Genomic DNA, 25405 nt, shown 5'->3' on the forward strand with positions numbered 1-25405 from the left:
TTTCTGCGAGAACGGCAGTCCGATTTACTACGTTGACAAGGCGCAGGGCATTCGCTCCTATGTGGTGAAGATGGATGGCGCCTCGATGGGCAGCAACTTCATCATCGACGCGGCCAACGATCAGTACTTGGTCGGCCCTGTCACAAGAGGCAACACCGACTGTTCGTCGGGAGGCGGGTATTGCCGAGGCGACCGCTTGCCCTATTCGACGGATGCAGGCCGAACCTGGAAGAGAGCCGATGCGTTGTCACCTGCTGCGCCAATAAGCGTCACAGGGTCGCTGGCTTACGCCGCAGGGGGAACCGGTAGCGTTGAGTTCATCGATCTCACCAAGGACTCTCCCGCAATGAAGGATTGGCAGGGGACGCCGAGAGGCACACCCCTTCCAAAACCTCGCGCGAACCCCATCGACAACATCTTTCACTGCAACTCGAACGGCAAGGAATAAGCAATGAGCGATCTCAGCAAGCTTGACCCCGTCGCATTCGACCAAGGCAAAGGCCAGTGGGTCGAAGGCGTCATGACCGGCATCGACCGGGACAACCCTGTGCGCACCCATACCGTGGGCATCCCCCACCTGATGCCCGGCACCATCATCTTCGTGCACGGCGTGACCTCGGATGGCGAGTGGTATAGCGAACGGGGCGGGGGTCTCGGCCGCCTTGGCGAAGGTGGCGAGTACGGAAGCCCGCGTCGCCACATTCGCCAAGGCGGCCGAGATCATGCAGAAGGCCAAGGACGAGTACAACTACACCCCCGCCCCAAAGGCCGCGTGCACCCGCCAGCCGGTGCAACGGCACAAGTACGACGATAAGATCTTTGTGCACCAGCCGACGGACAACCGGTGTCGTCGATCACGTCGCCGACTCGGTGTGCTGTGTCTCACGCGGTGCGGTTGACGAGCAGAACACAACGAAAAGTTTCAGGGAGATAGCAAAGATGAAATACACAAGAACCGCCGCAGTCCTCGCGGTGATCACGGGGAGCATGCTCCTGGTGGCGTGCACCCTTCGAGGTGGGCCTTATCCAGGTGTGCCGGAGCTACTACCGGCAGGCAGCGTTAATCAGCGTGGACGTCCGGGTGCAGCGCCGCGAGTGCTGTACCGCATTGATGACAACAGGTATTTCGAAGATGCCTCTGAAGCCGGGCATTTCTGCGAGAACGGCAGTCCGATTTACTACGTTGACAAGGCGCAGGGCATTCGCTCCTATGTGGTGAAGATGGATGGCGCCTCGATGGGCAGCAACTTCATCATCGACGCGGCCAACGACCAGTATCTGATCGGCCCTGTCACAAGAGGCAACACCGACTGTTCGTCGGGAGGCGGGTATTGCCGAGGCGACCGCTTGCCCTATTCGACGGATGCAGGCCGAACTTGGAAGAGAGCCGAAGCGTTGTCACCCTCAGATCCAATGAGCGTAAGCGGATCCATCGTCTACGAGGTTGATTCGGGATTCGACACGACGCAATCGCTTGACCTCAGCAAGGATTCCCCATCGAGGCGGGATTGGCGCGTTGTTTCGAAGAACGGTCAACTCCCTCAATCCAGAAAAACCCCCATCGACAACATCTTCCACTGCAACTCGAAAGGCAAGGAATAAGCAATGAGCGATCTCAGCAAGCTTGACCCCGTCGCATTCGACCAAGGCAAAGGCCAGTGGGTCGAAGGCGTCATGACCGGCATCGACAGGGACAACCCCGTGCGCACCCATACCGTGGGCATCCCGCACCTGATGCCCGGCACCATCATCTTCGTGCACGGCGTGAATTCGGATGGCGAGTGGTATCGCGATGCCGCCGCGCAGTTCGCGCGTGGCTTGAACATTCGCCTCGGGCGGGACGATCTGAAGCCGCTTGTTCCCGATCTGAGCAAGAAGCGCTTTCTCAGAGAGAACGATGGACGCAGACGCGCGCGCTCCCCCATCATCCCCTTCTACTGGGGCTACTGCGCCTCCCCTGAGGATGTGCGGTGCTGGGTAGACCGTCCGGACGTCATCGTCGATCGCTACGGTAATGCTTTGCGCAAGGACAGCAGCTGGGGCGGCGGCCCCTTCCAGAACGGCACCGGCGACCTCTCGCCCTTCTGGCACCGCGAAGGCTTCCGGCGCAAGGTCTTCTTCGACCTCTTCGACATCAACCTCATCAACTCCATCGAGGGTCGCACGCTGCTCGACTGCCCGGATCGCCTCTACTACGTGCACGCCGCGCGCCGCCTGGCCAATCTCGTCAAGACCATTCGCATCGACCTGCCCAACGAACCCATCAACATCATCTCTCACAGCCAGGGCACCATGATCGCGCTGTGCTCTCTGTTCTACCTCGATGGCGTGCGCGGCCCCGACACGCTGATCCTCAACAGCTCGCCCTACCGCTTCGACACCGGCATCACCGACTATCTCGCGGCCGCAGGCGGCACCCAGAAGGTGGCGAGTACGGAAGCCCGCGTCGCCACATTCGCCAAGGCGGCCGAGATCATGCAAAAGGCCAAGGACGAGTTCAACTACACCCCCGCCCCAAAGACCGAGTGCACACACCAGCCCGTGCACCGGCACAAGTACGACGACAAGATCTTCGTGCACCAGCCGCCGGACAACCCCCACTGGAAAGCCGAGATCGGCGCACGTGACATCGACAGGGAAGGCCGCAAGTGGTGGCAGGACCGGCAGCGTGACCGCGACAACCGGGGCAAGCTGTTCGTGAACTTCGACCCCGGCGACCGCGTGATCGGCGTCAGCGTGGTGGAGGGTATCGGCTGGCGCGGCATTCCCAGCCGCTACCTTGACGAAGGCAAGAGCGCCTTCGGCCCCAGTGTGATGCAGCGCATGTTCGCGCGGGGCAGCAATGAAGAGAACAACCCGCCGGTGGGCAGCAGGACGAACTTCAAGATGTCCTACTTTTATACGCAGATCGATCGCCAGCTGGTCCAGTCCGAGTACGGTCTGACATGGACCACCGGTTCGGGCGAGCCGTTGCAGGCAGCGGTCACCGAGAACTGGCGTTATCTGGATGGCGGCTCGGCCAGCGGCTTCTGGTACGTCGCCTCCGAGAAGACGCTAGGCCTGATACCCGCGATGGGCAGCATTCGCCCGCCGGGCGACGGCGGGCGGTCCGAATACGCCTGGATCAATGCACCGCTGGTGCCGGGGCCAGGCTCTTGGCTGGGCGAGGACTTCGATGGCAAACTCATACGCTATGACGGGCTGGCCGATCCGGAGCGGGGCATCGAGGCCGACCCGGAGCAGCAGGAAGACTTCAAGGATCGCGTGAACTACGAGAAGCGGGATGCCTCTTCCTGCATGCCGCAGGAAATCCAATGCGTCGACGAGAAGGGCTTCAAGACGAAGCGGCTCGAGACCACCGAAGAGGTTGAACTCCGTCTGCGCGAGGCCGTGGGGCACAAATTGGTGTCGCCGACTAATCATTCGCAGATTCTTCGGTATCGCGATCCAAAGACAGGAATCGGCCCCGTCTCCCATGTCCTGAGCTACGACCTGACAGTCGGCCAAGGGTATGCGTGGGGCCATCAGGAATACTGGGAGTACCTGCTCAATCTCGCAGACTGGAAGAAGAGCGACCCCTACTACTTCGGCGAGCCGTTGAAGGAAAAGCACGACTCCATACCGAAAGACATCGTCACCGCCACCGCGCCGCCCGACGACAGGCCCGCGCCAAGGCCCGTGCCCGCCGGGATGGCCGCGATCGGCGGCGCGCCATGAGCGAGCAGCGCGCTCGCTACGCCCCATCGACGCCGACTCATGCCAACGCGCTGGTGGTGATCGGTACGGGCTGAGTCTCGACCAGCATCCCGCGCACACGCTGTGGGCGCAGGTCGAGCGCGCGGCGGGTGGCCGCATTCCGCCCCCAACGCCCGCCGGATCGCTGGCCCGATGCCGGGCGCAGGCCGAACTGTTTCGCGCGGCGGCGCTCAGGGGTGCGCTGCGCCACTGGCCGGCGGATGGCAGCGCACCGGCCGAGTTCATCGAGGGCTATCCGCTGCCGGCCATGGTCTTCGCTCCCTCGACACCACGGGACGCGAGCAAGTGGGGAGACTGGGTCAATCAGAACCGCACATTTACCAATACTTTTCTCGGATTCTTGACGGAGGATCGAGCCTGAAAAAACAACAGTTTTCCCAATGAAAACGATATTTTTGGCTTTATTTTCACGAAGCCCCTGCCGGGGCAACACCAGCGGCCGGCAAAGCCGGTTCCGCGGTGTTTCTGGAAGGAGCACGACTGCTATCGAGCGAGTTGAGCCAGTTGGATTGCCAGTCGGTTGTGACGTTCGACCAGCGGGCCAAGGTCGACGGTTGTCAGTTGGCCTTCGCGCACGACCACGCGGCCATTGACGATGGTCCAGGCGCTGTTGGGGCTGGCGCATAGCAACAGGCTGGCGACCGGGTCGTGCACGGCACCGCCGGCGAAGCTCAGGGTGCGCAAGTCGAACAGCGCGAGGTCGGCGCACATGCCGGGCGCGAGATGGCCGATGTCCCCGCGGCCCAGCACTTGCGCGCCGCCGCGCGTAGCCACTTCGAGCGCATCGCGCGCCGTCATTTCCGAGGGGCCGTGGTCGCAGCCGAAGGGCGCCAGCGCGCGGCCGACGCGCGCGAGCAGCAACGCCTGGCGCGCCTCGTTCACCATGTGTGCGCCGTCGTTGCTGGCGCTGCCGTCCACGCCGAGGCCGACCGGCACGCCCGCGTTGAGCAACTTGCGGATCGGCGCGATGCCCGAGGCCAGCCGCATGTTGCTGCATGGGCAGTGGGCGACGCCTGTCCGCGTCTTTGCAAACAGCGCGATGCCGGCCTCGTCCAGCTTCACGCAGTGTGCATGCCAGACGTCATGGCCGAGCCAGCCGAGGTCCTGCGCGTATTCGGCGGGCGTGCAATTGAATTTCTCGCGGCTGTAGGCGATGTCGTGGTCGTTCTCGGCCAGGTGGGTGTGCAGCCGCACGCCGCATTGGCGCGCAAGCACCGCCGATTCGCGCATCAGGTCGCGGCTCACGCTGAAGGGCGAGCAAGGCGCCACGGCCACGTTCACCATCGCGCCGTGCGACGCGTCGTGCCAGGTTTCGATGAGGCGTTGCGTGTCCTTCAGGATCGCGTCTTCACGCTCGACCACGCTGTCGGGCGGCAGGCCGCCCTGCGACGCGCCCACGCTCATGCTGCCGCGTGTGGCCACGAAGCGCATGCCGATCTCCAGCGCCGCCTCGATGCTGTCGTCCAGTCGCACACCGTCGGGGTAGACGTAGAGGTGGTCGCTACTGGTGGTGCAGCCCGACAGCAGCAACTCCGCCATGGCGAGTTGCGTCGACACGCGCACCATCTCCGGCGTGAGCTCGGCCCAGATTGGATAGAGCCCGCGCAGCCACGAGAACAGCTCCGCGTCCTGCACGCCAGGAATGGCACGCGTAAGCGACTGGTACATGTGATGGTGCGTATTGACCAGCCCCGGAACCACGAGGTGTCCGCGCGCGTCGATGATCTCGTCTGCGGACTGGGCAATGTCCGCATCGGCGCCGATCGCTTCGATGCGGTTGTCCCGGATGTGAATCGATCCATGCCGCAGTTCGGTGCGTTGGTTGTCGAAGGTGGCAATGCAGTCCGCATTTCGAATCAGAAGCGTGCTCATCGCGCAGTATCCTGAGGGGACAAGGCTTCAATGATCGCATCAAAACCGGCCTGTCCATCGCGTCGGATGCGCGCAGGCCAAGGGGGTCAAGCTGACGATCAGCGACGTGCCGGGCGGTTCGCGACCAACGAAGTAGGCTTCATCGCCGCACTGTCTGCTGGTTCTCTAGAAGTAGAAGGTCGGCGCGACGATCTGGTTGGCCTGGACGATGTTGGCCAGCGCCTCGTCGGTGCCGGACGAATCGTCACCGGCCGCCGTGTCGGTGTCGTCGAGTGAGAAGGCATCGTGGACACGTTCGATCGCCAGATAGGCTGGGCTGCCTTCCACCGGCAACGGGTCGACAAAACCGGGGTTGCCCGACAGCGCAGCGAAGAAGAAAGGCAGCGCGATCGCAGCGAGCAGCGACGTGCGAAAGAAGGAAGCAGCGTATGCCATATCAGTTCTCCACCACGCTATCGTGTGACCCGCGAGCATGAAACCAGGACGAGCCCTGCGAAGTCCTTTCGTGGGCACCCGCGGAACCGGCTTTGCCGGGCCACTGGGTGCGCCCCCTCGAGGGGACTCGAGGGAGAGGCGCCGCAGGCGCATCGGGGGTGTTCCATTTCACCTGCCGCGCAGCAGAAACGCAAAGGGCCAGATGGCGTATACGCCGAATGCCGTAAACAAAGGTGGGGAGGCGGCGCGTGTCACCGCGGCATTACTGCGCCGGCTTGATGTTGACGTTCAGGCGGAAGATGTTGTCGGGATCGTACCGGGCCTTGATGGCGGCCAGACGCCGGTACTTGGCGTCGCCGTACGAGGCGCGCACCCGGTCTTCGTCGGCATCCACCATGAAGTTGACGTAGCCGCCCGAGCCGGTGGCGTGCGGGCGCATGGCGTCCCAGAAATTGCGCACCCAGGTGCGGTCGGCTTCGTAGGTTTCGCGGTCGGCCGTGGCGGCCTCGATGTTGAAGATGTAGCGCGCGCCGCGGCTGCCGCCGAAGGCCGTGTCGCCATCGGCCGGCGTACGGTAGGCGCCGGTCAGCGTGAAGGTCGGGCAAAACGAGAGCGGGCTCGTCTTCTTCGGGACGTGCTCGCCGATGACTGCGATGGCCGCATCGGTCAGCTCGTCGAGGTAGAGCGCCTTTTCGTAGCCTAGCGATCCCCATGTGGCGCTTTCGTTGAACATCTGCTGGAGGGCGACGTAGGGAATCGGCGTGACGAACTCGAAGAGCGGCGTCATGGCGCCGCGGACCTGCGCCGCCACCGCCTGATGCGCTTCGGCCGACCCGAATCCCACGACCAGCAACCCGTGCCCGGGGCGGAAGTGATACGCCGACGGCACGAAGGGCGCGGGTGGCGCGCTCAGGCCAATGGCAAGGAAACCATTGACGTCCGGGGGCAATGTCTTGATGAAATCGCGCGAGAACTTCAGCGCTTCCGAACCCGTCTCCAGCCCGTAGAAGAACAGGCCAAGGTTGAGCATCGGGCCGACGGGATGCAACGCGAATTCGAAGGAGGTGACGACGCCGAAGTTGCCGCCGCCACCGCGCAATGCCCAGAAGAGATCGGGGTTCTCGTCGGCGCAGGCGCGCAGGATCTGCGAATCGGCGGTGACGACCTCCGCGGCGACGAGGTTGTCGCATGAGAGGCCGGCCATTTTCGAGAGCCAGCCGATGCCGCCGCCGAGCGTCAGGCCGCCAATGCCGGTATGGCTGATGAAACCGCCCGGCGTGGCGAGTCCGTGCGCCTGCGTCGCCGCATCGAGGTCGCCCCAGGTAGCGCCGCCACCGCACACGGCGCGACGCTTGACGGGGTCGACGACCACGCTGTTCATCGTGCCGAGATGGATCATCAACCCGTCGTCGCAGCACGAATTGCCAGCGTAGTTGTGACCCCCGCCGCGCACCGCGATCTGCAGGCCTTCGGCGCGCCCGAAGCGGATGGCCTCGGCAACCTGCGCGGCCGAGTTGCAATGCGCGATCAGGAGCGGCTTGCGATCGATCGCACCGTTCCAGAGCGAGCGTGACTTGTCGTATTCCGCGTGCCCGGCAGTCAAGGCCTGCCCGCTGAATCCCGCGCGGAAAGCGTCGATGCGGTCATTCGTCTGCTGCGCCATGCTCGGCTCCTGAAGCCAATCGTGAGGCGGGGACTCTACGCCTCGCAGGACGGAGAAACAAGCCGCCGTCTGGTGGGTCGCAGGGAGTGTGCCAATTGCCAATTGCAGCGCGCAGGCTTCGCGTGGACACTCGGCCAGTCTTTTCAATTGCGGCGGAATCATGCGGACACTTATCGAGAATGCGCTCGTCTGGGATGCGGAGCATGCCGAACGGCGCGCGGCAGATGTGCTGGTCGACGGCCAGCGGATTGCGAAGATCAGCGAGCAGCGGGGCGCCCTGCGCGAGCAGACGGGGGACGTTGGCCGCTACGTGGATGGCAGTGATTGCACCCTGATGCCGGGCCTGGTCGAAGGGCACTGCCACCTGTCTTTCACCGGCATCAGTTCGAACGCCGAGATCGGCAACATCCCGCCGGAAGACCACGTGCTGGCGTCCGCCGCCAATGCCACACTTCTGTTACGCCACGGCTTCACCAGCGCCTTCTCGGCTGCGTCGGCGCGCATGCGCATCGACGTGGCCCTGCGCAACGCGATCAACGCGGGCCAGTTGGTCGGCCCCCGCCTGCGCGCCGCGGGGCCTGAACTGACGGTGACCGGCGGCCTTGGCGATGAACGCCAGATGCACCAGGACCGCACCGGTTTCGGCCTGGTCGCGGACGGCCCGCTGGCCATGCGGCAAGCCGCGCGCACCTGCGTGCGGGAGGGCGTGGACAACCTGAAGATCAATATCTCGGGGGACCAGTTCGTGCCGCATGCGCTGGGCGAGCAGACCCCGTTGTGCGTCGACGAACTGGAGGCGTTCGTCGAGATCGCGCGCAAGTACGGCAAGACCACCGTGGCCCACGCACGCTCCAGCGAGAGCGTGAAGCTGGCGGTGCGCGCCGGCATCGATTGCATCTACCACTGCGACTATGCCGACAGCGAAGCACTCGACATGCTCGAAGCGAACCGCGACAAGCTGTTCGTCGGCCCGGCCTTCGGCCTGCTGCACAACACGCTGCTGGAGCATGACAAGTTCGGTGTGCCCGCCGAGGTGGTGGAGCGCATGAATATGCAGCGCAAGTTCGAAAGCTGCGTGGCCACCTACCGCGAACTGCGCCGCCGCGGCGTGCGCATCGTGGTGGGAGGCGACTACGGCTTCAGCCTCACGCCGATGGGGACCAACGCGCGCGACATTGCACACTTCGTCAACTTCTTCGGCTTTGCGCCCGTGGAGGCACTGCATTCCGCCACCTGCGTCGGCGCGGACCTGATGGGGCTGCGCCATGAACTGGGCCTGGTGCGCGAAGGATTTCTCGCGGACCTGCTGCTGGTGGAGGGCGACCCGACCGAAGACGTTCGCCTGCTGCAACAGCAGTCCAACCTGCGCATGGTGATGAAGGAAGGCATCGTCTACTTTTGAACACGAACGCAGTTCCGCCGTCGCGGCGACCCCGCATCTACCTGGCCGGCCCCGACGTGTTCTTCCTCGAGAGCAGGGAGATCTTCCAGGCCCTCAAGGCACAGTGCGAACGGCTCGGCATGGTCGGCGTGGAGCCGTCCGACGGCGGCATCGCCGAAGGGTTCGACGGCACCGATGACGAGAAGGCCCAGCGCATCTACGAAGGCAACATCGCGTTGATCCGCGAGGCCGACGGCGTCATCGCCAACCTCATGAGCTTTCGCGGCCATGAGCCGGATTCGGGCACGGTGTTCGAGGTGGGCTTTGCCGTTGCGCTGGGCAAGCCGGTGGTGGCCTACGGCGTTGAAGAGGGCAGCTACGCGGAGCGCGTGTCCGCTGCCGTTCCCTGCCGCCCGGACGCAGAGGGCGTGATGCGGGAGGCTGGCAACGGCCTGATGGTGGAGGGGCTTGGGCAGCGCCTCAACCTGATGCTGACGCGCTCGGCGGCGCTGGAGGCCGATGCCGGGGCGGCGCTGGCGCGATTGGCCGGGTTGCTGGAGAGCGTGAAGAGGCAGGGGGCAGCCTGATGCATGCGAAGGTCGTGCGCTACTTCGTCGAAGTGGTCCGTGCGGGCTCGATCCGCAAGGCGGCGGAGCAGTTGCATGTGGTGCCGACGGCGGTCAATCGCCAGATCCTCAACCTCGAAGCGGAACTCGGCGCGCCGCTGTTCGAGCGCATCCACAACAAGCTCAAGCTGACGCCGGTGGGCGAGATCGTGCTGGCCCATTCGCGCACCACGTTGCGCGAGTTCGAAGCGGTGCGCCAGCAGATCGACGCGGTGCGCGGCCTGCGGCAAGGGGAGGCTTCGCTGGCGACCACCGCGGGCCTGGCCAGCGCCTTCCTGCCCATGGTGGCGCAGCGCTGCAGGGCGGGGTATCCGGGCATCTACCTGAAGCTGGTCGACATGCAGATCGGCGGGGTGGTCCGCGCCGCGACCGAGGGCGACGTGGACCTGGCGTTGGCGTACGACGTTCCCGAAAGCGCTGGCCTGCGCACGTTGTTCAGCAGCGAGTGGCCCATTGGCGCGGTGGTACCGCCCGGGCACGCGCTGAGTGCGCGCGGAACCGTCACGTTGGCCGATTGCGTCGGATTTCCGTTGATCCTGCCGACCGCATCGTTGTCGCTGCGGCCGATTCTGGACGGCGCACTGGGGCGTTCGGCCATCAGCGTGTCGCCAGTGATCGAGACGACGTCCACCGCACTCATGCGGCAACTCACGCGTCAGGGCGTGGGCATCAGCTTGCTCAACCGCCTCGATGTCAGCGACGACGTGCGTGCCGGCACCCTGGTCTTCGTGCCGCTGCGCGACAGCGGGCTGCGCCTGCAAAGCCTGGCGCTCGTCTCGCGCGCAGGGGCCACGCTCAGCGCCGCCGCGGAAGTGCTGGCGCAACAGGTCGTTGCCTGTATCGAAGAGGCGTTGGTCGCCGGCTGATCTCGGCAATCCGCAGGAACCCTGACGTGCACTTTTTGTGGACGCGCCACGCCATTTATTGACTTTGCGCCAGGGAAGGGTGCGCTCCCATACTCCGGTCCCGCCGACAGATGCGCCGCCTCGTGCGCCACACGGCAGAAAGGTCCAGAGACATGCGTACCCCCACGACGACCGGCGCCGGAGACAACACCACGCGCGATGCGGTCGACCAGAAAGTCCCCCTCCCACGCTGCGCGGCGCTCGGCCTGCAGCACGTCCTTGTCATGTACGCGGGTACCGTCGCGGTGCCGCTCATCGTCGGCGGTGCGTTGGGGCTGTCGAAGGCGGACATCGCCTTCCTCATCAACGCCGACCTGCTGGCAGCCGGCATCGCAACGCTGATCCAGGCCCTGGGCATCCGGGGCTTCGGCATTCGCATGCCGGTCATGATGGGCGTCACCTTCGCGTCGGTCGGGCCGATGATCGCCATCGGCCTCGACCCGTCGCTCAATATCCAGGCGATCTACGGCGCGACCATCGCCGCGGGCATCTTCGGCATCGTTGCCGCGCCGATGATGGGCCGCCTGCTCGGAGTGTTTCCGCCGCTCGTGACCGGCACGGTGATCACGCTGATCGGCGTCTCGCTGATGGGCGTGGCGATCAACTGGGCCGCGGGCGGACAACCCAGCTCGACGCGCATGGTTGAAGGCGTGTCGCATGCCATTGCCAACCCTGACTACGGCGACCCGGCCAAGCTCGCCATCGCCGCGCTGGTGCTGGCGGTGGTGCTGCTCATCACGCGATACGGCCGCGGGCTGTGGGCCAACATCGCGGTCCTGCTCGGCATCATTGCCGGCGTGGTGGTGTCGCTGGCGCTGGGCCGCATGAACTTCGACGGCATCCAGGACGTGGGCTGGCTGGCCGTGACCACGCCGTTTCACTTCGGCATGCCGCGCTTCGAGTTTCCGGCCATCGCTTCGATGTGCATCGTGATGATGATCACGCTGGTTGAATCGACCGGCATGTTCCTCGCGCTCGGCGAGATCACCGGACGCCGAATGACGCCCGACCTGCTGACGCGCGGCCTGCGCGCCGACGGCCTCGGTACGGTCATCGGCGGCATCTTCAACACCTTTCCCTACACCTCGTTCTCGCAGAACGTCGGGCTGGTGACGGTGACGGGCGTGCGCTCGCGCTATGTCGCGGCGATGGGCGGCGTCTTCCTGATCCTGCTCGCGTTGTTCCCGAAGATCGCGCACGTCGTGGCCTCGGTGCCTTCGTTCGTGCTGGGCGGCGCGGGCGTCGTGATGTTCGGCATGGTGGCGGCGACCGGCGTTCGCATCCTCGGTTCGATCGACTATGCGAAGAACAAGCACGCCCTGTACGTCATCGCGATCTCCATCGGCCTCGGCTTGATCCCGACGCTGTCACCCACGTTCTTCCAGCACCTGCCGTCATGGACGCATCCGATCACGCACAGCGGCATCGTGCTGGGCACCTGCTCGGCAGTGATCCTGAACTTGTTCTATCACGGGGTGTTGTCGAAGGAGCATTCGTTCGCACTGGCTGCAAGTACTTCGCACGCAACGGAGTGACATGAGCATTCACGCTGGAAAACATCGCCCGCTGATCCTGCGCCACGCCGACGTGGTGGTCACGATGGATGCCGCGCGGCGCGAGATTGCCGACGGCGCAGTCGTGGTCGACGGGCCGGCCATTGCCTGGGTCGGTCCCACGAGCGAATTGCCTCCTGAATGGCGCGACGCGCTGGCCAGCGGCGGCGCCGATGCCATCAACCTGCGCGGCCACGTGCTGATGCCGGGCCTGGTCAACACGCACCACCACATGTACCAGAGCCTGACGCGCGTGGTGCCCGAGGCGCAGGACGCGGAACTGTTCGGCTGGCTTACCAACCTGTACATGCTGTGGGCACGGCTCACGCCGAAGATGGTGCAGGTGTCGACACAGACCGCCATGGCCGAGTTGATGCTGTCGGGCTGCACGACGACCAGCGATCACCTCTACCTGTTCCCCAACGGTGCCAGGCTTGACGATTCCATCGAGGCAGCCGAGGGCATGGGCATGCGCTTCCATGCGGCGCGCGGCAGCATGAGCGTGGGACGCAGCCACGGCGGCTTGCCGCCCGATTCGGTGGTCGAAAGCGAAGCCGCGATCCTGGCCGACAGCGAACGCCTGATCACGCGCTGGCACGATGCATCGCGCCACAGCATGCGGCGCATCGTGCTGGCGCCGTGCTCGCCGTTCTCGGTGTCGCGCGACCTCATGCGCGAGTCGGCCTTCCTGGCGCGCGAATACGGCGTGTCGCTGCACACGCACCTGGCCGAGAACGACAACGACATCGCCTACTCGCGCGAGAAGTTCGGGATGACGCCTGCGGAGTACGCCGAAGACCTGGGCTGGGTGGGGCGCGACGTGTGGCATGCGCATTGCGTCAAGCTCGATCCCGCGGGCATTGCGCTGTTCGGGCGTACCGGCACGGGCGTTGCGCACTGCCCGTGTTCCAACATGCGACTCGGCTCGGGCATTGCGCCGGTGGGGGCAATGCGACGCGCCGGGGTGACAGTGGGGCTTGGCGTGGATGGCAGTGCATCGAATGATGGCGCGCACATGCTGGGCGAGGCGCGGCAGGCGCTGCTGCTGCAGCGCGTCGCCTTCGGGCCTGCGGCATTGACGGCACGTGAAGCGCTGGAGATCGCGACGCTCGGCGGCGCGAAAGTGCTCGGCCGCGATGACATCGGTGCGCTCGCGCCTGGCATGTCGGCCGATCTGGTGGCGTTCGACATGCGCGGCGTGATGCATGCGGGGGCGGGGCACGACCTGGTGGCTGCACTGGTGTTCTGCCACAGCGCCAATGTGTCGCTGAGCGTCATCAATGGCCGCGTCAGGATTCGCGACGGGCAGTTCGTCGATCTGGAACTCGAGCCGTTGCTGGCGATGCATCGCGCACTTGCGCGCAGCCTCTACGAGTCGGCACGGCATCCGCACACAGTGCGGGGCGAGCGGGCCCTCAGCTCCGGCTGCGCAGCGGCAGAGCCGGCTTGCATCGAACCGGCTTGAGCGCGAAGCCCGGGCGCAGGTTCCCCAGGCCGGGGCGCTGGCCGGAGCTGGCTCGGCGCTCGATGACCTCTGCGCGGAAGGAGTGATCGCGCTTCCATCGACAAGACATTCGATGGCATGCGGTCTAAAGTGCCGGGCATGAATGCCCAGTCCACCTCCCACCTCGCCGGCACCCTCGATCCCGATCCGCAGGAGACCGCCGAATGGCGCGAGTCCTTTGCCGCGCTGGTAGCGGCAGATGGTCCCGCGCGGGCTCGGCAGATGCTGGACGAGTTGGCTCGGCTGGCGCGTGAGCAACGCATCGGATGGTCGCCGGAGCTTTGCACGCCCTACGTCAACACGATTGCGGTCGATGCGCAGCCGGTATTCCCCGGCGACCTGGCCATCGAGGAGCGACTGGCTTCACTGATGCGCTGGAACGCGTTGGCAATGGTGGTGCGCGCCAACCATACGTATGGGGAACTTGGTGGCCACATCGCAAGCTACGCGAGCGCCGCGGACTTGTTCGAGACCGGCTTCAATCACTTTTTCCATGCGAAGGACGCGGGGCATGGCGGCGACCTCGTGTTCTTCCAGCCGCACAGCGCGCCGGGTGTCTATGCGCGGGCGTTTCTCGAAGGTCGCTTGAGCGAGGAAGACCTGAGTCACTACCGCCAGGAGCTGACGGCGCCGGCCTCCCGGAATGGCGAAGGCGCCCGCGGGCTGTCGAGCTATCCGCATCCGTACCTGATGCCCGACTTCTGGCAGTTCCCGACCGGCTCGATGGGCATCGGCCCGATCAGCTCGATCTACCATGCGCGCTTCATGCGCTACCTCACGCATCGCGGTTTGCTCGACTGCGGCGCGCGAAAAGTATGGGGCGTGTTCGGCGACGGCGAGATGGACGAACCCGAATCGATGAGCGCGCTGACGCTGGCTGCACGCGAAAGGCTCGACAACCTGGTGTGGGTGGTGAACTGCAACCTGCAGCGCCTCGACGGGCCGGTGCGCGGCAACGGGCGCATCATCGACGAGCTGGAAAAGCTCTTCGCCGGTGCCGGCTGGAACGTCATCAAGCTGGTCTGGGGCAGCGACTGGGACGGCCTGTTTGCGCGCGACACCACCGGCGCATTGGCGCGCGCCTTCGCCAACACCGTCGACGGCCAGATGCAGACCTTTGCCGCCAAGGACGGCCGCTTCAACCGCGACACTTTCTTCGGCCAGAACGAGGAACTCGCGAAGCTGGCCCAAGGCATGACCGACGAGCAGATCGACCGCCTCAAGCGCGGCGGCCACGACCTCGTGAAGATTCATGCGGCTTACGCCGCGGCCGCTGCGCACCGGGACCAGCCGACGGTGATCCTCGCCCACACCAAGAAGGGCTACGGCATGGGCGCAGGGCAGGGCAAGATGACCACGCACTCGCACAAGAAGTTCGAGAGCGCCGATCTCATCGGTTTCCGCAACCGCTTCAATCTGCCGTTGTCGGATGAACAGGCCACGTCGCTCGCCTTCTACAAGCCGGCGGACGACAGCGTGGAGATGCAGTACCTGAAGCAGCACCGGCAGGCGCTCGGCGGTTCGATGCCGCGGCGCGAGACGGCGTGCGATGGGGTCGCCAAGCCCGACCTCCCTGCGTATGCGAAGTTCGCCGTCGAAGCCGACGGCAAGGACATGAGCACCACAATGGCCTTCGTGCGCATCCTCGGCAACCTCCTGAAGGACAAGGCGCTCGGACCGCGCGTGGTGCCCATCGTGGCCGACGAGGCGCGCACCTTCGGCATGGCCAACCTGTTCAAGCAGGTGGGCATCTATTCGAGCGTGGGCCAGCGCTATGCGCCGGAAGACATCGACACCATCCTGAGCTACCGCGAAGCCACCGACGGCCAGATCCTCGAGGAAGGCATCAGCGAAGCCGGCGCCATCGCGAGCTGGACAGCCGCGGCCACGAGCTACAGCGTGCACGGCCTGGCGATGCTGCCCTTCTACATCTACTACTCGATGTTCGGCTTCCAGCGCGTGGGCGACCAGATCTGGGCGGCGGCGGACCAGCGTGCGCGGGGCTTCCTGCTCGGCGCAACCTCGGGCCGCACCACGCTCGGCGGCGAGGGCCTGCAGCACCAGGACGGCACCAGCCACCTGGTGGCTGCGACCATCCCCAACTGCAAGGCCTACGACCCGGCCTTCGCGGGCGAGATGGCGGTGATCGTCAATGCCGGAATCCGCGAGATGATGGTCGAGCAGAAGGACGTTTTCTACTACGTCACGCTCATGAACGAGAACTACGCGCAGCCGAGCCTTCCATCGGAAGTGCATGGCGACGTACTGCGCGGGTGCTATCGCTTCGGGCGCTTCCCGGCCGATGCGACGAAGGCGCAGGTGACGCTGATGGGCTCCGGCGCCATCCTCACCGAAGTCATCAAGGCGGCACAGCAACTGGCGCACGAGGGTATCGCGGCCGAAGTGATCAGCATCACCAGCTGGAGCGAACTGGCCCGCGACGGCGCAGCCTGCGAGGCGGCTGCATTGCGCGGCGAACCAGCGCCCACGCCGTTCATCGCGCAACAGCTTGCCGACGGGGCCGGCCCGATCATCGCCGCCACCGACTACGTTCGCAGCGTGCCCGAAAGCGTGCGCGCCTACGTTGCGCGAGGCCGGCGCTACGTCACGCTCGGTACCGACGGGTTCGGCCGCAGCGACACGCGCGCCGCCTTGCGCAATTTCTTCGGGGTGGACGCGGCGAGCATCGCGAGGGCCGCAAGGCACGCGCTGGGCTGATCGAAGGAAAAGCCCTCCATTGGCGGTGCGAGTCCGGGCGAATCCTGACGCCGTCTCGTATGACAGGTGTTACCGCGCAAAACCGCGTGATATGGGGTTCTTGAAAGACTTACATGCAAGACTGCTTTCGAAAGCGCATGAATCTTGCGTATCGCTCCGGTCAGACACAAAACTTGCAGGATTGTTGCGGCACAAGTCCCTAGCATCGTGGGTATCGATTCCAACCCACAAAGAGACCACTGCATGACCGATCTTTTCGAGAACCCCATGGGCCTTCAAGGCTTCGAATTCGTGGAATTCGCGGCGCCCGTCGCCAACACCCTGGAACCCTTCTTCGAGAAGCTCGGCTTCACGCTCGTGGCCAAACACCGCTCCAAGGACGTGGTGCTCTACCGCCAGGGCGACATCAACTTCATCGTCAACCGCGAGCCGCACAGCCCGGCCGCGTACTTCGCCGCGGAGCATGGCCCCTCGGCCTGCGGGCTGGCGTTTCGCGTGAAGGACTCGCACAAGGCCTACGCGCGCGCACTGGAACTCGGCGCCCAGCCGATCGAGATCGCCACTGGCCCGATGGAGCTGCGCCTGCCGGCCATCAAGGGCATCGGCGGTGCGCCGCTGTACCTCATCGACCGTTTCGAAGACGGCAAGTCGATCTACGACATCGACTTCGAATTCATCGAAGGCGTGGACCGCCACCCGCCGGGCGTTGGCCTGAAGGTGATCGACCACCTGACCCACAACGTCTATCGCGGCCGCATGACCTTCTGGGCCAACTTCTACGAAAAGCTTTTCAACTTCCGCGAGATCCGCTACTTCGACATCCAGGGCGAATACACCGGCCTGACCTCGAAGGCACTGACCGCGCCCGACGGCAAGATCCGCATCCCGCTGAACGAAGAGTCGTCGAAGGGCTCCGGCCAGATCGAGGAGTTCCTGATGAAGTTCAACGGCGAGGGCATCCAGCACATCGCGTTGTTGAGCGACAACCTCATCGACACCATCGACCAGCTGGGCCTGGCCGGCATTCCCTTGTTGACCGCACCCAACGACATCTACTACGAGATGCTCGAAACGCGCCTGCCGGGCCATGGCGAGTCCATTCCCGAACTGCAGGCGCGCGGCATTCTGCTGGACGGCACCACCGAGGGCGGGCAGCCTCGCCTTCTGTTGCAGATCTTCTCGGAGACCGTTTTCGGCGGCCCGGTGTTCTTCGAGTTCATCCAGCGCAAGGGCGACTACAGCGACGGCTTTGGCGAAGGCAACTTCAAGGCGCTGTTCCAGTCGATCGAGCGCGACCAGGTGCGCCGCGGCGTGCTGCAGGCCGCTTGAAATGGAACACCCCCGATGCGCCTTCGGCGCCTCCCCCTCGAGGGGGCGATACCAGCGGCCCGGCAAAGCCGGTTCCGCGGGTGCCCACGAACAGACTTCGCAGTGCTCGTCCCGGGCTCATGCGTGCGGGTCACGCGATTGCGTAGTGGAAAACTGAAATGCTGAAGCACCTCAAAGAGCACACGAGCGACAACCTGAAGGGCAAGCACGGCCTGGCCGCAGGCGATGCGGCCCAGCCCGAGCGTCCCGACTGGACCATCGACCAAGGCTGGGACAAGTACACCCCGGCCGAACACGCGGTCTGGAAGACGCTGTTCGAGCGCCAGTCCAAACTGCTGCCGGGTCGTGCCTGCGATGAGTTCGTGGATGGCATGAAGAACCTGCCGATCGGCCCCGGCCAGATTCCGAACTTCGAGCAGTTGAGCGACGTGCTCATGAAGCGTACCGGTTGGCAGGTGGTGGCTGTGCCGGGCCTGGTGCCCGACGAAGTGTTCTTCGAGCACCTGGCGCACCGGCGCTTCCCGGCCGGCCACTTCATCCGCAAGCCGCACGAGCTGGACTACCTCGAGGAACCCGATGTGTTCCACGATGTCTTCGGCCACGTGCCGATGCTCATGAACCCGGCCATCGCGGACTACATCCAGGCCTACGGAGAAGGCGGCCTGCGCGCGCAGAGGCTGGGCGTGCTCGACAAGCTGGCGCGCGTCTACTGGTACACGGTCGAGTTCGGCTTGCTGAAGCAGAAGGATGGCTTGCGCATCTATGGCGCGGGCATTGCGTCGTCGTACACCGAGACGGTGTTTTCGCTGGACGACCCGTCGCCCAACCGCATCGACTTCGAACTGGAGCGCGTGATGCGCACCAACTACCGGATCGACGATTTCCAGGAGAGCTACTTCGTGATCGATAGCCTCGACCGGCTGCTCGAACTGGCGAAGATCGACTTCGCGCCAATCTACGACCGCATCGCCAACCTCCCCGATTTCGAACCGGGCACGCTGCTGCCGTCCGACACCCTGGTGAGCCGCGGCACCGGCCGTTATCACGACGCCAAGCGCGCGGTGGTGCACGCCTGAGTCCAGTCGCGTTATCGTTGGTCCTCACTCGCGGAGGCGCGGAACGATGACGGACATTGCTCGAATCCCCCATGCCTGGTCCCCGGCCAGCTGGCGCCGGTTTCCGGCGGCCCAGATGCCGAACTACCCCGACCCTGTCGCGCTCGAAGGCGCTGGCCGGCAACTATCCGTCTGGCCGCCGTTGATCTTCGGCGGCGAGGCCGCGACGCTGCGCGAGCGGCTGGTCCAAGTCTCGCGCGGCAACGCCTTCCTGCTGCAGGGCGGCGATTGCGCGGAGAGCTTCGACGACCTGAGTGCCGGCACTGTGCGCGACTCGTTCCGCGTGATCCTGCAGATGGCGGTGCTGCTGACCTTCGCGGCCTCGTGCCCGGTGGTCAAGGTCGGCCGCATCGCGGGCCAGTTCGCCAAGCCACGTTCGTCCGACGTCGAGACCGAAGGCGGCGTGAGCCTGCCCTCGTACCGGGGCGACATCGTCAACGGTGCCGAGTTCTCGGCCGCATCGCGCATGCCCGATCCGCAGCGCCTGCTGCGCGCATATTCGAATTCGGCAGCCACGCTGAACCTGTTGCGCGCAATGGCCCAGGGGGGCTTTGCCGACCTGCACGAGGTGCACCGCTGGACGTCTGATTTCGTGCGCAGCAGCCCGCAGGGCGAGCGTTTCGAGGCGGTGGCCCAGAGCATCACCGAAGCGCTCGATTTCATGGAGGCCTGTGGCTTCGATGCGCGCAGCACGCCGCAGTTGAAGGAGGTGGAATTCTTCACCTCGCACGAGGCCCTGCACCTGCACTACGAAGAGGCGCTGACGCGCCAGGACGATGCCACGGGCCGCTGGTACGGCGGCTCGGCCCACATGCTGTGGCTGGGCGAGCGCACGCGCGCGATCGACGGTGCGCACGTCGAGTACTTGCGCGGCATCGACAACCCGATCGGCTGCAAGCTCGGGCCGAACGCAAGGCCCGACGACCTCTTGCGCCTGCTCGACGCTCTGAACCCCGACAACGCCGAGGGCCGTATGGTGCTCATCACGCGCATGGGCGCCGATCTGCTGGCCGAGCGCCTGCCGGCGCTGATCGAAGTGGTGCAGCGCGAACAGCGCAGGGTGGTGTGGTGCTGCGACCCGATGCACGGCAACACGGTGACGACGTCGGCCGGCTACAAGACGCGCGACTTCCCGCGCATCCTTGCGGAAGCGCGCAGCTTCTTTGCAGTGCACGCGGCGGCGGGCAGCTATGCGGGCGGCGTGCATTTCGAGATGACCGGGCAAGACGTCACCGAATGCACCGGCGGTGCTCAAGGACTGACCGAGGCCGGTCTGCAGGCGCGCTACCTGAGCGCCTGCGACCCGCGGCTCAACGGCTCGCAGAGCCTGGAACTGGCCTTCCTGTTGGCGGAGATGCTGAAGGCGCGGCGACGAGGCTAGGGCCTGCTGACGCCATGCAACGCGATCCCGTTGCATAGCGCCAACACGCTCTAGTCGCTCAGCGTGCGAGCCAGCCATTGGCAAAGCTGGCTGGACGGATGCTCGAAACCGTGAATGGCGGAAAAGTGGTGCGCCCCGGCTTGGGGTGCCAGTTCCGAGCGGTTGCCGGCGCCTTGCCATGCCGTATGGAAGCTGTCCGATTGGCGCGCGAACTCATCCGACTCCGCGCCGCCCCAGGTGATCAGCGCCGGCGTCGCGCAGGATCGCACGGTAAACAGCGGCGAATTCCGCCGGATGACGCCGTCGTCGAGTTGGATCTGGGGTTGCAGGTAGCTGTAGCGCAGCGGCTGCAGGTCATAGATGCCGCTCACGAGCACCGCCGCGGCGAGCGGGTCGCGCGCCAGGCCGTATTCCTCTGCCCATTCCGTTTGCAGGCACATCGCGACCAGGTGGCCGCCTGCCGAATGGCCGCCGAGCGCAATCCGGCGCGGGTCGCCGCCGTGGCTCTCGATGTTGCGCGCAACCCATGCCACCGCGGCGCGCGTCTGGCGGGTGATCTCGTCGATGCTGACTTTCGGGCATAGCGAGTAGTTCACCACGACCGTGGTGAAACCCAGGTCCTGCAAGCCGAGCGCGACGCAACTGAACTCCTTGGACGTGTTGGCGCGCCAGTAGCCGCCGTGGATGAACACGAAAACAGGCGAGCCGGCCTTGTCGGCGTGGAAGATGTCGAGCGTTTCATCGACGGTGGGGCCGAAGGGCACGTCGAGCGTGCAGCGCAGTCGTGCTCGGGCGAGCGCGCTGCGTTCGACGAAATGGCGGGCCTCGGCGGCCGGGTCGGCAACCCATCGCTGCGTGCCGTACTGTTCGTCGATCTGGGCGTGGCTGGTGAAGTCACGGTAGAGAGGGGGCATCCACACGGCTTTGTATCTCGCGGTTGGAGCGCGCTTCGGCGCTGGATTGAAACGGGGTCGTGCAACACCATGGCTCCAGCCATGGTTCAGTACAGTTCAGTGCAGCGGCAGTCTAAACACGGGGTACGCGGGCAGGCTAGCCAGAATCTGCACGCCTGTGCCTTCGCATCGTCCGCTGATTGCATCGGCGCTTGCCAGGCGCGAGGGACGCGCAGGTGTCGCGCGTGCCGGCCCCGAGTCGCTCCCTTCAGCTCAGCCGGAAGTTCACGGGTGCCAGCGGCGCAGGCAGGGTCTTTTCGCCAAGTGCCTCGAGCAGATCGATCTCGATCGTCCGGCAGATGGTTTCCAGCGGCAGGTGATTGGGCTCGATGCCGAAGGGATCCTCGATTTCGTCCCCGACCGCGGCCAGTCCGAAGAACGTGTAGGACACGAAGGCGACCATGACGGGTGTCATGTACCCGATCAGGTCCACCAGGCCGAACGGCAGCAGCAGACAGAACAGCGTCGCCGTGCGGTGCAGGAGCAGCGTGTACACGAAGGGGATGGGCGTCGTCTTGATCCGCTCGCATCCCGCGGCGACGGCTGCCATTGCGGAGAGCATGTCGTCCATGTGCGCGGCGATGACGGGGTCGAGTTCGCCGGCGCGCATGGCTGCACCCACATCGGCGCCGATGCGTCCGAGCAGGTAGTGGGTGCCAAGCCGGGCCTCGGCAAACTCCCGCGCTTCGGTCGATGAAAGGAGCGGCGCGACGTCGGCGCCCGCATCGCTTCGCCGAAGCTGATGGCGCAGCGCATGCGCAAAGGCAATGGTCCGGCGGATCAGCGCCGCGCGGACATCGTGCGGGTCGGCCGGCGTGGCGGGCGCATCGCGATGGAAGAGGCTCTGCACTTGCCTCGCGAAGCTGCGCGATCGATGCACCAGGTCGCCCCACAGTTTTCGCGCCTCCCAATACCGGTCGAACGCCGCACTGTTGCGAAAGCCCAGGAAGATCGACAAGGCCAGCCCGATGAGCGAGAACGGCACCGCCGACAGCGTGACCTTCCAGTTGAACAGGACGCCTCGCGAAAGCGTCACGGCCAGCGCGATGGCCGTACACGTCAGGATGGCCGGCGCAATGCTCTGCAGCACCGACCCCTTGAGGACGAAGAACAGTCGAATACCGTGAGGGCGTTGCAAGACGATCATTCGGTCATCCAGGGTGAGGCCGGGCGATGCGGCAATTGAAGAGGGGAGCCGCAGGCTTGCCCCAACACTGATTTTCTTCGCGGAGACGGGAATTCTCGCGCGGAAGAATGGAGACAAGTCCGCGAGCTACGACATTGCGCTCAACTTCGAAGGCGGCGCCACTCGCATTCATCGAATGCGGTGGCATGGAGTCCGTCGCAGGCCTGCCTCCGTGCCGGGGATTCGACGCCATCGCACTCGGGCATCGTACGAACGTTTGCAAGACGGAAGAAACCTAGAGCACTTCCGATGCGCGAGCCCGCCAGAACGCCGCATCGGGCGCCGCGCCGGCCCCAGCCTTGGCGTTCTCGGCCATGTGCTCCGGGCGGCTGGTGCCCGGGATCGTGCAGGTCACCGCCGGATGACTCAGGACGAACTTGAGGAGGACTTGTGCCCAACTGGTGCAACCGATCTCCGCGGCCCATGCGGGCAGCGGCTTGTCGCGCAGCCGGCGCAGCAGTCCACCGCCGCCGAAAGGCATGTTCACGATCACGGCCACGCCGCGCTCGGCCGCGAGCGGCAGCAGGCGTTTCTCCGCGGTGCGCTCGTCCAGCGAATAGTTGATCTGCAGGAAGTCGAGCTTCTCGGCACGCAGCACCGACTCGACTTCCGCATAGGCCGACGCGGTGTAGTGCGTGATGCCGAGGTAGCGCACGCGGCCCCGTGCCTTCCAGTCGCGCAGCGTCGCCAGTTGTGTGCGCCAATCGACCAGGTTGTGCACCTGCATGAGGTCCATTCGCTGCGTCTTCAGCCGCGCGAAGGATTGCTCCATCTGCGCGATGCCGGCCTCGCGTCCGCTGGTCCACACCTTCGTGGCCAGGAACGCCTTGTCACGGCTCTTCGCAGCGGCGAGCAGGTCGCCCGTGTTGGCTTCGGCGCGGCCATACATCGGCGAACTGTCGATGACGCGGCCGCCCGCGTCGAACAGCGCGTCGAGCACGCCGGGCAATCGCGCGTATTCGGCGGTGCCCGGCGAATGGTCGAAGCCGAGCCAGGTGCCGCAGCCGATGACGGGCAGGGCTTCGTTCGTCGAGGGAATGGAGCGGGTGTTCATGCGCGTTGCCGGTGCCGGCATTTGTGCGGCAGCGGGGAAGGGTAAGGCAGCACACGCGGACGCGCATACGCCCCATCGCAACAATTGCGCGCGGGTCAGGCCCTGGTCCGGCCCATGCATGTCGGCAGCCATGGCGCAATGATCGGGAAAGCGATCAGGATGATCAAGCCCAGGATTTCCAGTGCCCGTGGGCGTGCGCTTTTGCATACGCTTGCGCGCTGGCCGTTCCGGGGGCGCAGCCCTATGTACCCATGAATCCCGGAGGTGCAGAATGGATCGCAGCCGGTGACATATCGGACAGCGGATGTTCCATATCGCCTCACTCGTATTCCGTTAGGCGCCGGAAGTACTAACTTAGAGCAATGGTCCGCAATTGCGGCGTCTTTCTTGCAGGCACCCACGAGCATGAGCACCCAACCCATCCGTTTTTTCCATCAGGGGCGCGTTGTCGACGTCTCTGGCGTCCATCCCACCCGCACGGTACTCGACTGGTTGCGCGAAGACGCGCGCTGCACAGGCACCAAGGAGGGCTGCAACGAGGGCGATTGCGGGGCCTGCACCGTGGTGATCGGCGAGTTGGCCGCGCCCGGAGCGGCCGGCGCCGTCGATGGGCTGCAGTTGCAAACGGTCAACGCCTGCATCCAGTTCCTGCCGACCCTGCACGGCAAGGCGCTGTTCACCGTGGAAGACCTGAAGCGCCAGTGCGGCAAGGCGGTCGACACCGCGCAGCACGGCAAGCATGCGGTCCAGTGCCTGCATCCGGTGCAGCAGGCGCTGGTCGAGTGCCACGGCTCGCAATGCGGCTTCTGCACTCCGGGCTTCGTGATGTCGCTCTGGTCGACGTACGAACACCACCAGACCGCCGGGACCCAGCCCACGCGCCAGCAATTGGCCGACGAGCTGTCGGGCAATCTCTGCCGCTGCACCGGCTACCGGCCGATCCTCGATGCGGGCCAGCGCATGTTCGACCTGCCGGCCGTGCGTCTCGACACCAAGCCGGTAAGGCAGGCGCTGACCGCCCTGCAGCGCGAAGGCACCTTCGAATACAGCGCCACCGCGGGCGGGCGCACGGACCGCTTCCACGCGCCGAAGACGCTGGCCGAACTGGCCGCGCTGCGCGAGAAGATGCCTGCGGCGCAGGTGCTTGCGGGTTCGACCGACATCGGCTTGTGGGTCAACAAGCTGTTCCGCGATCTCGGCGACATCATCTATGTCGGCGATTTGGCCGAAATGAAGGTCGTCGACGAGCGCAACGGCGAGCTCTACATCGGCGCCGGCGCGTCGCTCGAAGACGCATGGCGCGCGCTGGCGCAGCGCTTCGAAGGCCTGACCGACGTCTGGCTCCGCTTTGCCTCGCCGCCCATCCGCAATGCCGGCACCATGGGCGGCAACGTCGCCAACGGTTCGCCCATCGGCGACTCGCCGCCGGTGCTGATGGCGCTCGACGCGCAAATCGAACTGCGGCGGGGCGCAAGGGTGCGGCGCATGCCGCTGGTCGACTTCTATGTCGACTACATGAAGAACAAGCTTGAGCCCGGCGAGTTCGTCCAGGCGGTGTCGGTGCCGCTGTCGGTCGCGAAGCGGCGCGTGCGCGCCTACAAGATCAGCAAGCGCTTCGACTGCGACATTTCGGCGCTGTGCGCGGGCTTCTCGATCGAGCTCGACGGCGACGTGGTCCGGGAGGTGCGCCTGGCCTACGGCGGCATGGCCGCGACGGTCAAGCGCGCGGCGGGCGCCGAGGCGGCCCTGGTCGGCAAGCCCTTTACGCAGGCCAGCGTGAACGCGGCCAAGCTCGCACTGGCGCAAGACTTCAAACCGCTGTCGGACATGCGTGCATCGGCCGCTTATCGGCTGCAGGTGGCGCAGAATCTCATTCAGCGTCTCTGGCTCGAAACCCGCGCCGCCGACGCCTTGCCGCTGGAAGCCACCAGCGTCTGGAGCGTGATGCCGCACGTCGTTGCCGAAGGAGTCTGA

General features: G+C 65.5%; 20 protein-coding genes and 1 pseudogene. 14 read left to right on the forward strand and 7 right to left on the reverse strand.

Features of this window, described 5'->3' with window-relative positions; genetic code table 11:
- From WKW80_RS29650 to WKW80_RS29665, 4 genes are all read left to right on the forward strand, one after another.
- On the forward strand, window positions 1-448 hold a 448-nt coding region (locus WKW80_RS29650; protein WP_340367183.1), incomplete at its 5' end, for a T6SS immunity protein Tli3 family protein.
- Between the two features lie 3 nt (window positions 449-451).
- Window positions 452-814, forward strand: coding sequence for a hypothetical protein (locus WKW80_RS29655; protein WP_340367184.1), 363 nt, complete (start codon window positions 452-454; stop codon window positions 812-814).
- A gap of 125 nt (window positions 815-939) precedes the next feature.
- Complete coding sequence (locus WKW80_RS29660; protein WP_340367185.1) at window positions 940-1602, forward strand: T6SS immunity protein Tli3 family protein; 663 nt, start codon at window positions 940-942, stop codon at window positions 1600-1602.
- 3 nt (window positions 1603-1605) lie between these two features.
- Window positions 1606-3717, forward strand: coding sequence for a T6SS effector phospholipase Tle3 domain-containing protein (locus WKW80_RS29665; protein ID WP_340367186.1), 2112 nt, complete (start codon window positions 1606-1608; stop codon window positions 3715-3717).
- A 37-nt stretch (window positions 3718-3754) separates the two neighbouring features.
- On the opposite strand, the gene WKW80_RS29670 is transcribed toward WKW80_RS29665, so the two are convergent.
- From WKW80_RS29670 to WKW80_RS29685, 4 genes are all read right to left on the reverse strand, one after another.
- Window positions 3755-4234, reverse strand: a complete 480-nt coding sequence (locus WKW80_RS29670) for a hypothetical protein (RefSeq protein ID WP_340367187.1) — start codon at window positions 4232-4234, stop codon at window positions 3755-3757.
- Between the two features lie 5 nt (window positions 4235-4239).
- A complete protein-coding gene (locus WKW80_RS29675; RefSeq protein WP_340367188.1) occupies window positions 4240-5628 on the reverse strand; it encodes an 8-oxoguanine deaminase in 1389 nt (462 codons plus the stop codon).
- Between the two features lie 165 nt (window positions 5629-5793).
- Entirely contained in the window at window positions 5794-6063 is a 270-nt protein-coding gene (locus WKW80_RS29680) for a hypothetical protein (RefSeq protein WP_340367189.1), read from the reverse strand.
- 262 nt (window positions 6064-6325) lie between these two features.
- Entirely contained in the window at window positions 6326-7726 is a 1401-nt protein-coding gene (locus WKW80_RS29685) for an FAD-binding oxidoreductase (RefSeq protein ID WP_340367190.1), read from the reverse strand.
- A 160-nt stretch (window positions 7727-7886) separates the two neighbouring features.
- On the opposite strand from WKW80_RS29685, the gene WKW80_RS29690 reads away from it, so the two are divergent.
- From WKW80_RS29690 to WKW80_RS29730, 9 genes and pseudogenes are all read left to right on the forward strand, one after another.
- On the forward strand, window positions 7887-9128 hold the full coding sequence (locus WKW80_RS29690; protein WP_340367191.1) for a metal-dependent hydrolase family protein: 1242 nt from the start codon (window positions 7887-7889) through the stop codon (window positions 9126-9128).
- Window positions 9125-9694: a nucleoside 2-deoxyribosyltransferase gene (locus WKW80_RS29695; RefSeq protein ID WP_340367192.1), complete on the forward strand. Its 570-nt coding sequence runs from the start codon at window positions 9125-9127 to the stop codon at window positions 9692-9694. Before WKW80_RS29690 ends, WKW80_RS29695 begins: the two co-directional genes overlap by 4 nt.
- On the forward strand, window positions 9694-10599 hold the full coding sequence (locus tag WKW80_RS29700) for a LysR family transcriptional regulator (RefSeq protein ID WP_340367193.1): 906 nt from the start codon (window positions 9694-9696) through the stop codon (window positions 10597-10599). The genes WKW80_RS29695 and WKW80_RS29700 overlap by 1 nt, the downstream gene beginning before the upstream one ends.
- Window positions 10600-10751: 152 nt before the next feature.
- The gene (locus WKW80_RS29705) at window positions 10752-12173 is read left to right on the forward strand and encodes a nucleobase:cation symporter-2 family protein (RefSeq protein WP_340367194.1); all 1422 of its coding nucleotides are present in this window, start codon (window positions 10752-10754) and stop codon (window positions 12171-12173) included.
- A 1-nt stretch (window position 12174) separates the two neighbouring features.
- Window positions 12175-13572: pseudogene (locus WKW80_RS29710) on the forward strand (8-oxoguanine deaminase); the annotation flags it as partial.
- Between the two features lie 222 nt (window positions 13573-13794).
- Entirely contained in the window at window positions 13795-16413 is a 2619-nt protein-coding gene (gene mdeB, locus WKW80_RS29715) for an alpha-ketoglutarate dehydrogenase (protein ID WP_340367195.1), read from the forward strand.
- A 243-nt stretch (window positions 16414-16656) separates the two neighbouring features.
- Complete coding sequence (gene hppD / locus WKW80_RS29720; protein WP_340367196.1) at window positions 16657-17742, forward strand: 4-hydroxyphenylpyruvate dioxygenase; 1086 nt, start codon at window positions 16657-16659, stop codon at window positions 17740-17742.
- Window positions 17743-17900: 158 nt separating this feature from the next.
- The gene (gene phhA, locus WKW80_RS29725) at window positions 17901-18818 is read left to right on the forward strand and encodes a phenylalanine 4-monooxygenase (RefSeq protein ID WP_340367197.1); all 918 of its coding nucleotides are present in this window, start codon (window positions 17901-17903) and stop codon (window positions 18816-18818) included.
- A 46-nt stretch (window positions 18819-18864) separates the two neighbouring features.
- Complete coding sequence (locus WKW80_RS29730) at window positions 18865-20238, forward strand: class II 3-deoxy-7-phosphoheptulonate synthase (RefSeq protein WP_340367198.1); 1374 nt, start codon at window positions 18865-18867, stop codon at window positions 20236-20238.
- A 50-nt stretch (window positions 20239-20288) separates the two neighbouring features.
- Here the strand turns inward: WKW80_RS29730 and WKW80_RS29735 are convergent, their stop codons facing one another.
- The 3 genes from WKW80_RS29735 to WKW80_RS29745 form a co-directional block, all read right to left on the reverse strand.
- Entirely contained in the window at window positions 20289-21152 is an 864-nt protein-coding gene (locus WKW80_RS29735) for an alpha/beta hydrolase (protein WP_340367199.1), read from the reverse strand.
- 247 nt (window positions 21153-21399) lie between these two features.
- Entirely contained in the window at window positions 21400-22338 is a 939-nt protein-coding gene (locus tag WKW80_RS29740) for a bestrophin family protein (protein WP_340367200.1), read from the reverse strand.
- A 274-nt stretch (window positions 22339-22612) separates the two neighbouring features.
- The gene (locus tag WKW80_RS29745) at window positions 22613-23530 is read right to left on the reverse strand and encodes an aldo/keto reductase (RefSeq protein ID WP_340367251.1); all 918 of its coding nucleotides are present in this window, start codon (window positions 23528-23530) and stop codon (window positions 22613-22615) included.
- A 306-nt stretch (window positions 23531-23836) separates the two neighbouring features.
- Here WKW80_RS29745 and xdhA point away from each other — a divergent pair, with 306 nt between their 5' ends.
- Window positions 23837-25405 carry a xanthine dehydrogenase small subunit gene (xdhA, locus tag WKW80_RS29750; RefSeq protein ID WP_340367201.1) on the forward strand — a complete coding sequence of 523 codons (1569 nt, stop codon included), beginning with the start codon at window positions 23837-23839 and terminating at the stop codon, window positions 25403-25405.

Origin of the sequence: Variovorax humicola (assembly GCF_037889915.1) — a bacterium.
GTDB classification, from domain to species: Bacteria; Pseudomonadota; Gammaproteobacteria; order Burkholderiales; family Burkholderiaceae_C; genus Variovorax; species Variovorax humicola.

Bases quoted from the DNA above. Each gene is read 5' to 3' on its own strand.
- WKW80_RS29730 (WP_340367198.1), top strand. From the start codon at position 18,865: ATGACGGACATTGCTCGAATCCCCCATGCCTGGTCCCCGGCCAGCTGG.
- WKW80_RS29740 (WP_340367200.1), bottom strand. From the start codon at position 22,338: ATGATCGTCTTGCAACGCCCTCACGGTATTCGACTGTTCTTCGTCCTC.
- xdhA (WP_340367201.1), top strand. From the start codon at position 23,837: ATGAGCACCCAACCCATCCGTTTTTTCCATCAGGGGCGCGTTGTCGAC.
- WKW80_RS29660 (WP_340367185.1), top strand. From the start codon at position 940: ATGAAATACACAAGAACCGCCGCAGTCCTCGCGGTGATCACGGGGAGC.
- WKW80_RS29680 (WP_340367189.1), bottom strand. From the start codon at position 6,063: ATGGCATACGCTGCTTCCTTCTTTCGCACGTCGCTGCTCGCTGCGATC.
- WKW80_RS29675 (WP_340367188.1), bottom strand. From the start codon at position 5,628: ATGAGCACGCTTCTGATTCGAAATGCGGACTGCATTGCCACCTTCGAC.
- hppD (WP_340367196.1), top strand. From the start codon at position 16,657: ATGACCGATCTTTTCGAGAACCCCATGGGCCTTCAAGGCTTCGAATTC.
- WKW80_RS29685 (WP_340367190.1), bottom strand. From the start codon at position 7,726: ATGGCGCAGCAGACGAATGACCGCATCGACGCTTTCCGCGCGGGATTC.
- WKW80_RS29690 (WP_340367191.1), top strand. From the start codon at position 7,887: ATGCGGACACTTATCGAGAATGCGCTCGTCTGGGATGCGGAGCATGCC.
- WKW80_RS29655 (WP_340367184.1), top strand. From the start codon at position 452: ATGAGCGATCTCAGCAAGCTTGACCCCGTCGCATTCGACCAAGGCAAA.
- WKW80_RS29735 (WP_340367199.1), bottom strand. From the start codon at position 21,152: ATGCCCCCTCTCTACCGTGACTTCACCAGCCACGCCCAGATCGACGAA.
- phhA (WP_340367197.1), top strand. From the start codon at position 17,901: ATGCTGAAGCACCTCAAAGAGCACACGAGCGACAACCTGAAGGGCAAG.
- WKW80_RS29705 (WP_340367194.1), top strand. From the start codon at position 10,752: ATGCGTACCCCCACGACGACCGGCGCCGGAGACAACACCACGCGCGAT.
- WKW80_RS29665 (WP_340367186.1), top strand. From the start codon at position 1,606: ATGAGCGATCTCAGCAAGCTTGACCCCGTCGCATTCGACCAAGGCAAA.
- WKW80_RS29700 (WP_340367193.1), top strand. From the start codon at position 9,694: ATGCATGCGAAGGTCGTGCGCTACTTCGTCGAAGTGGTCCGTGCGGGC.
- mdeB (WP_340367195.1), top strand. From the start codon at position 13,795: ATGAATGCCCAGTCCACCTCCCACCTCGCCGGCACCCTCGATCCCGAT.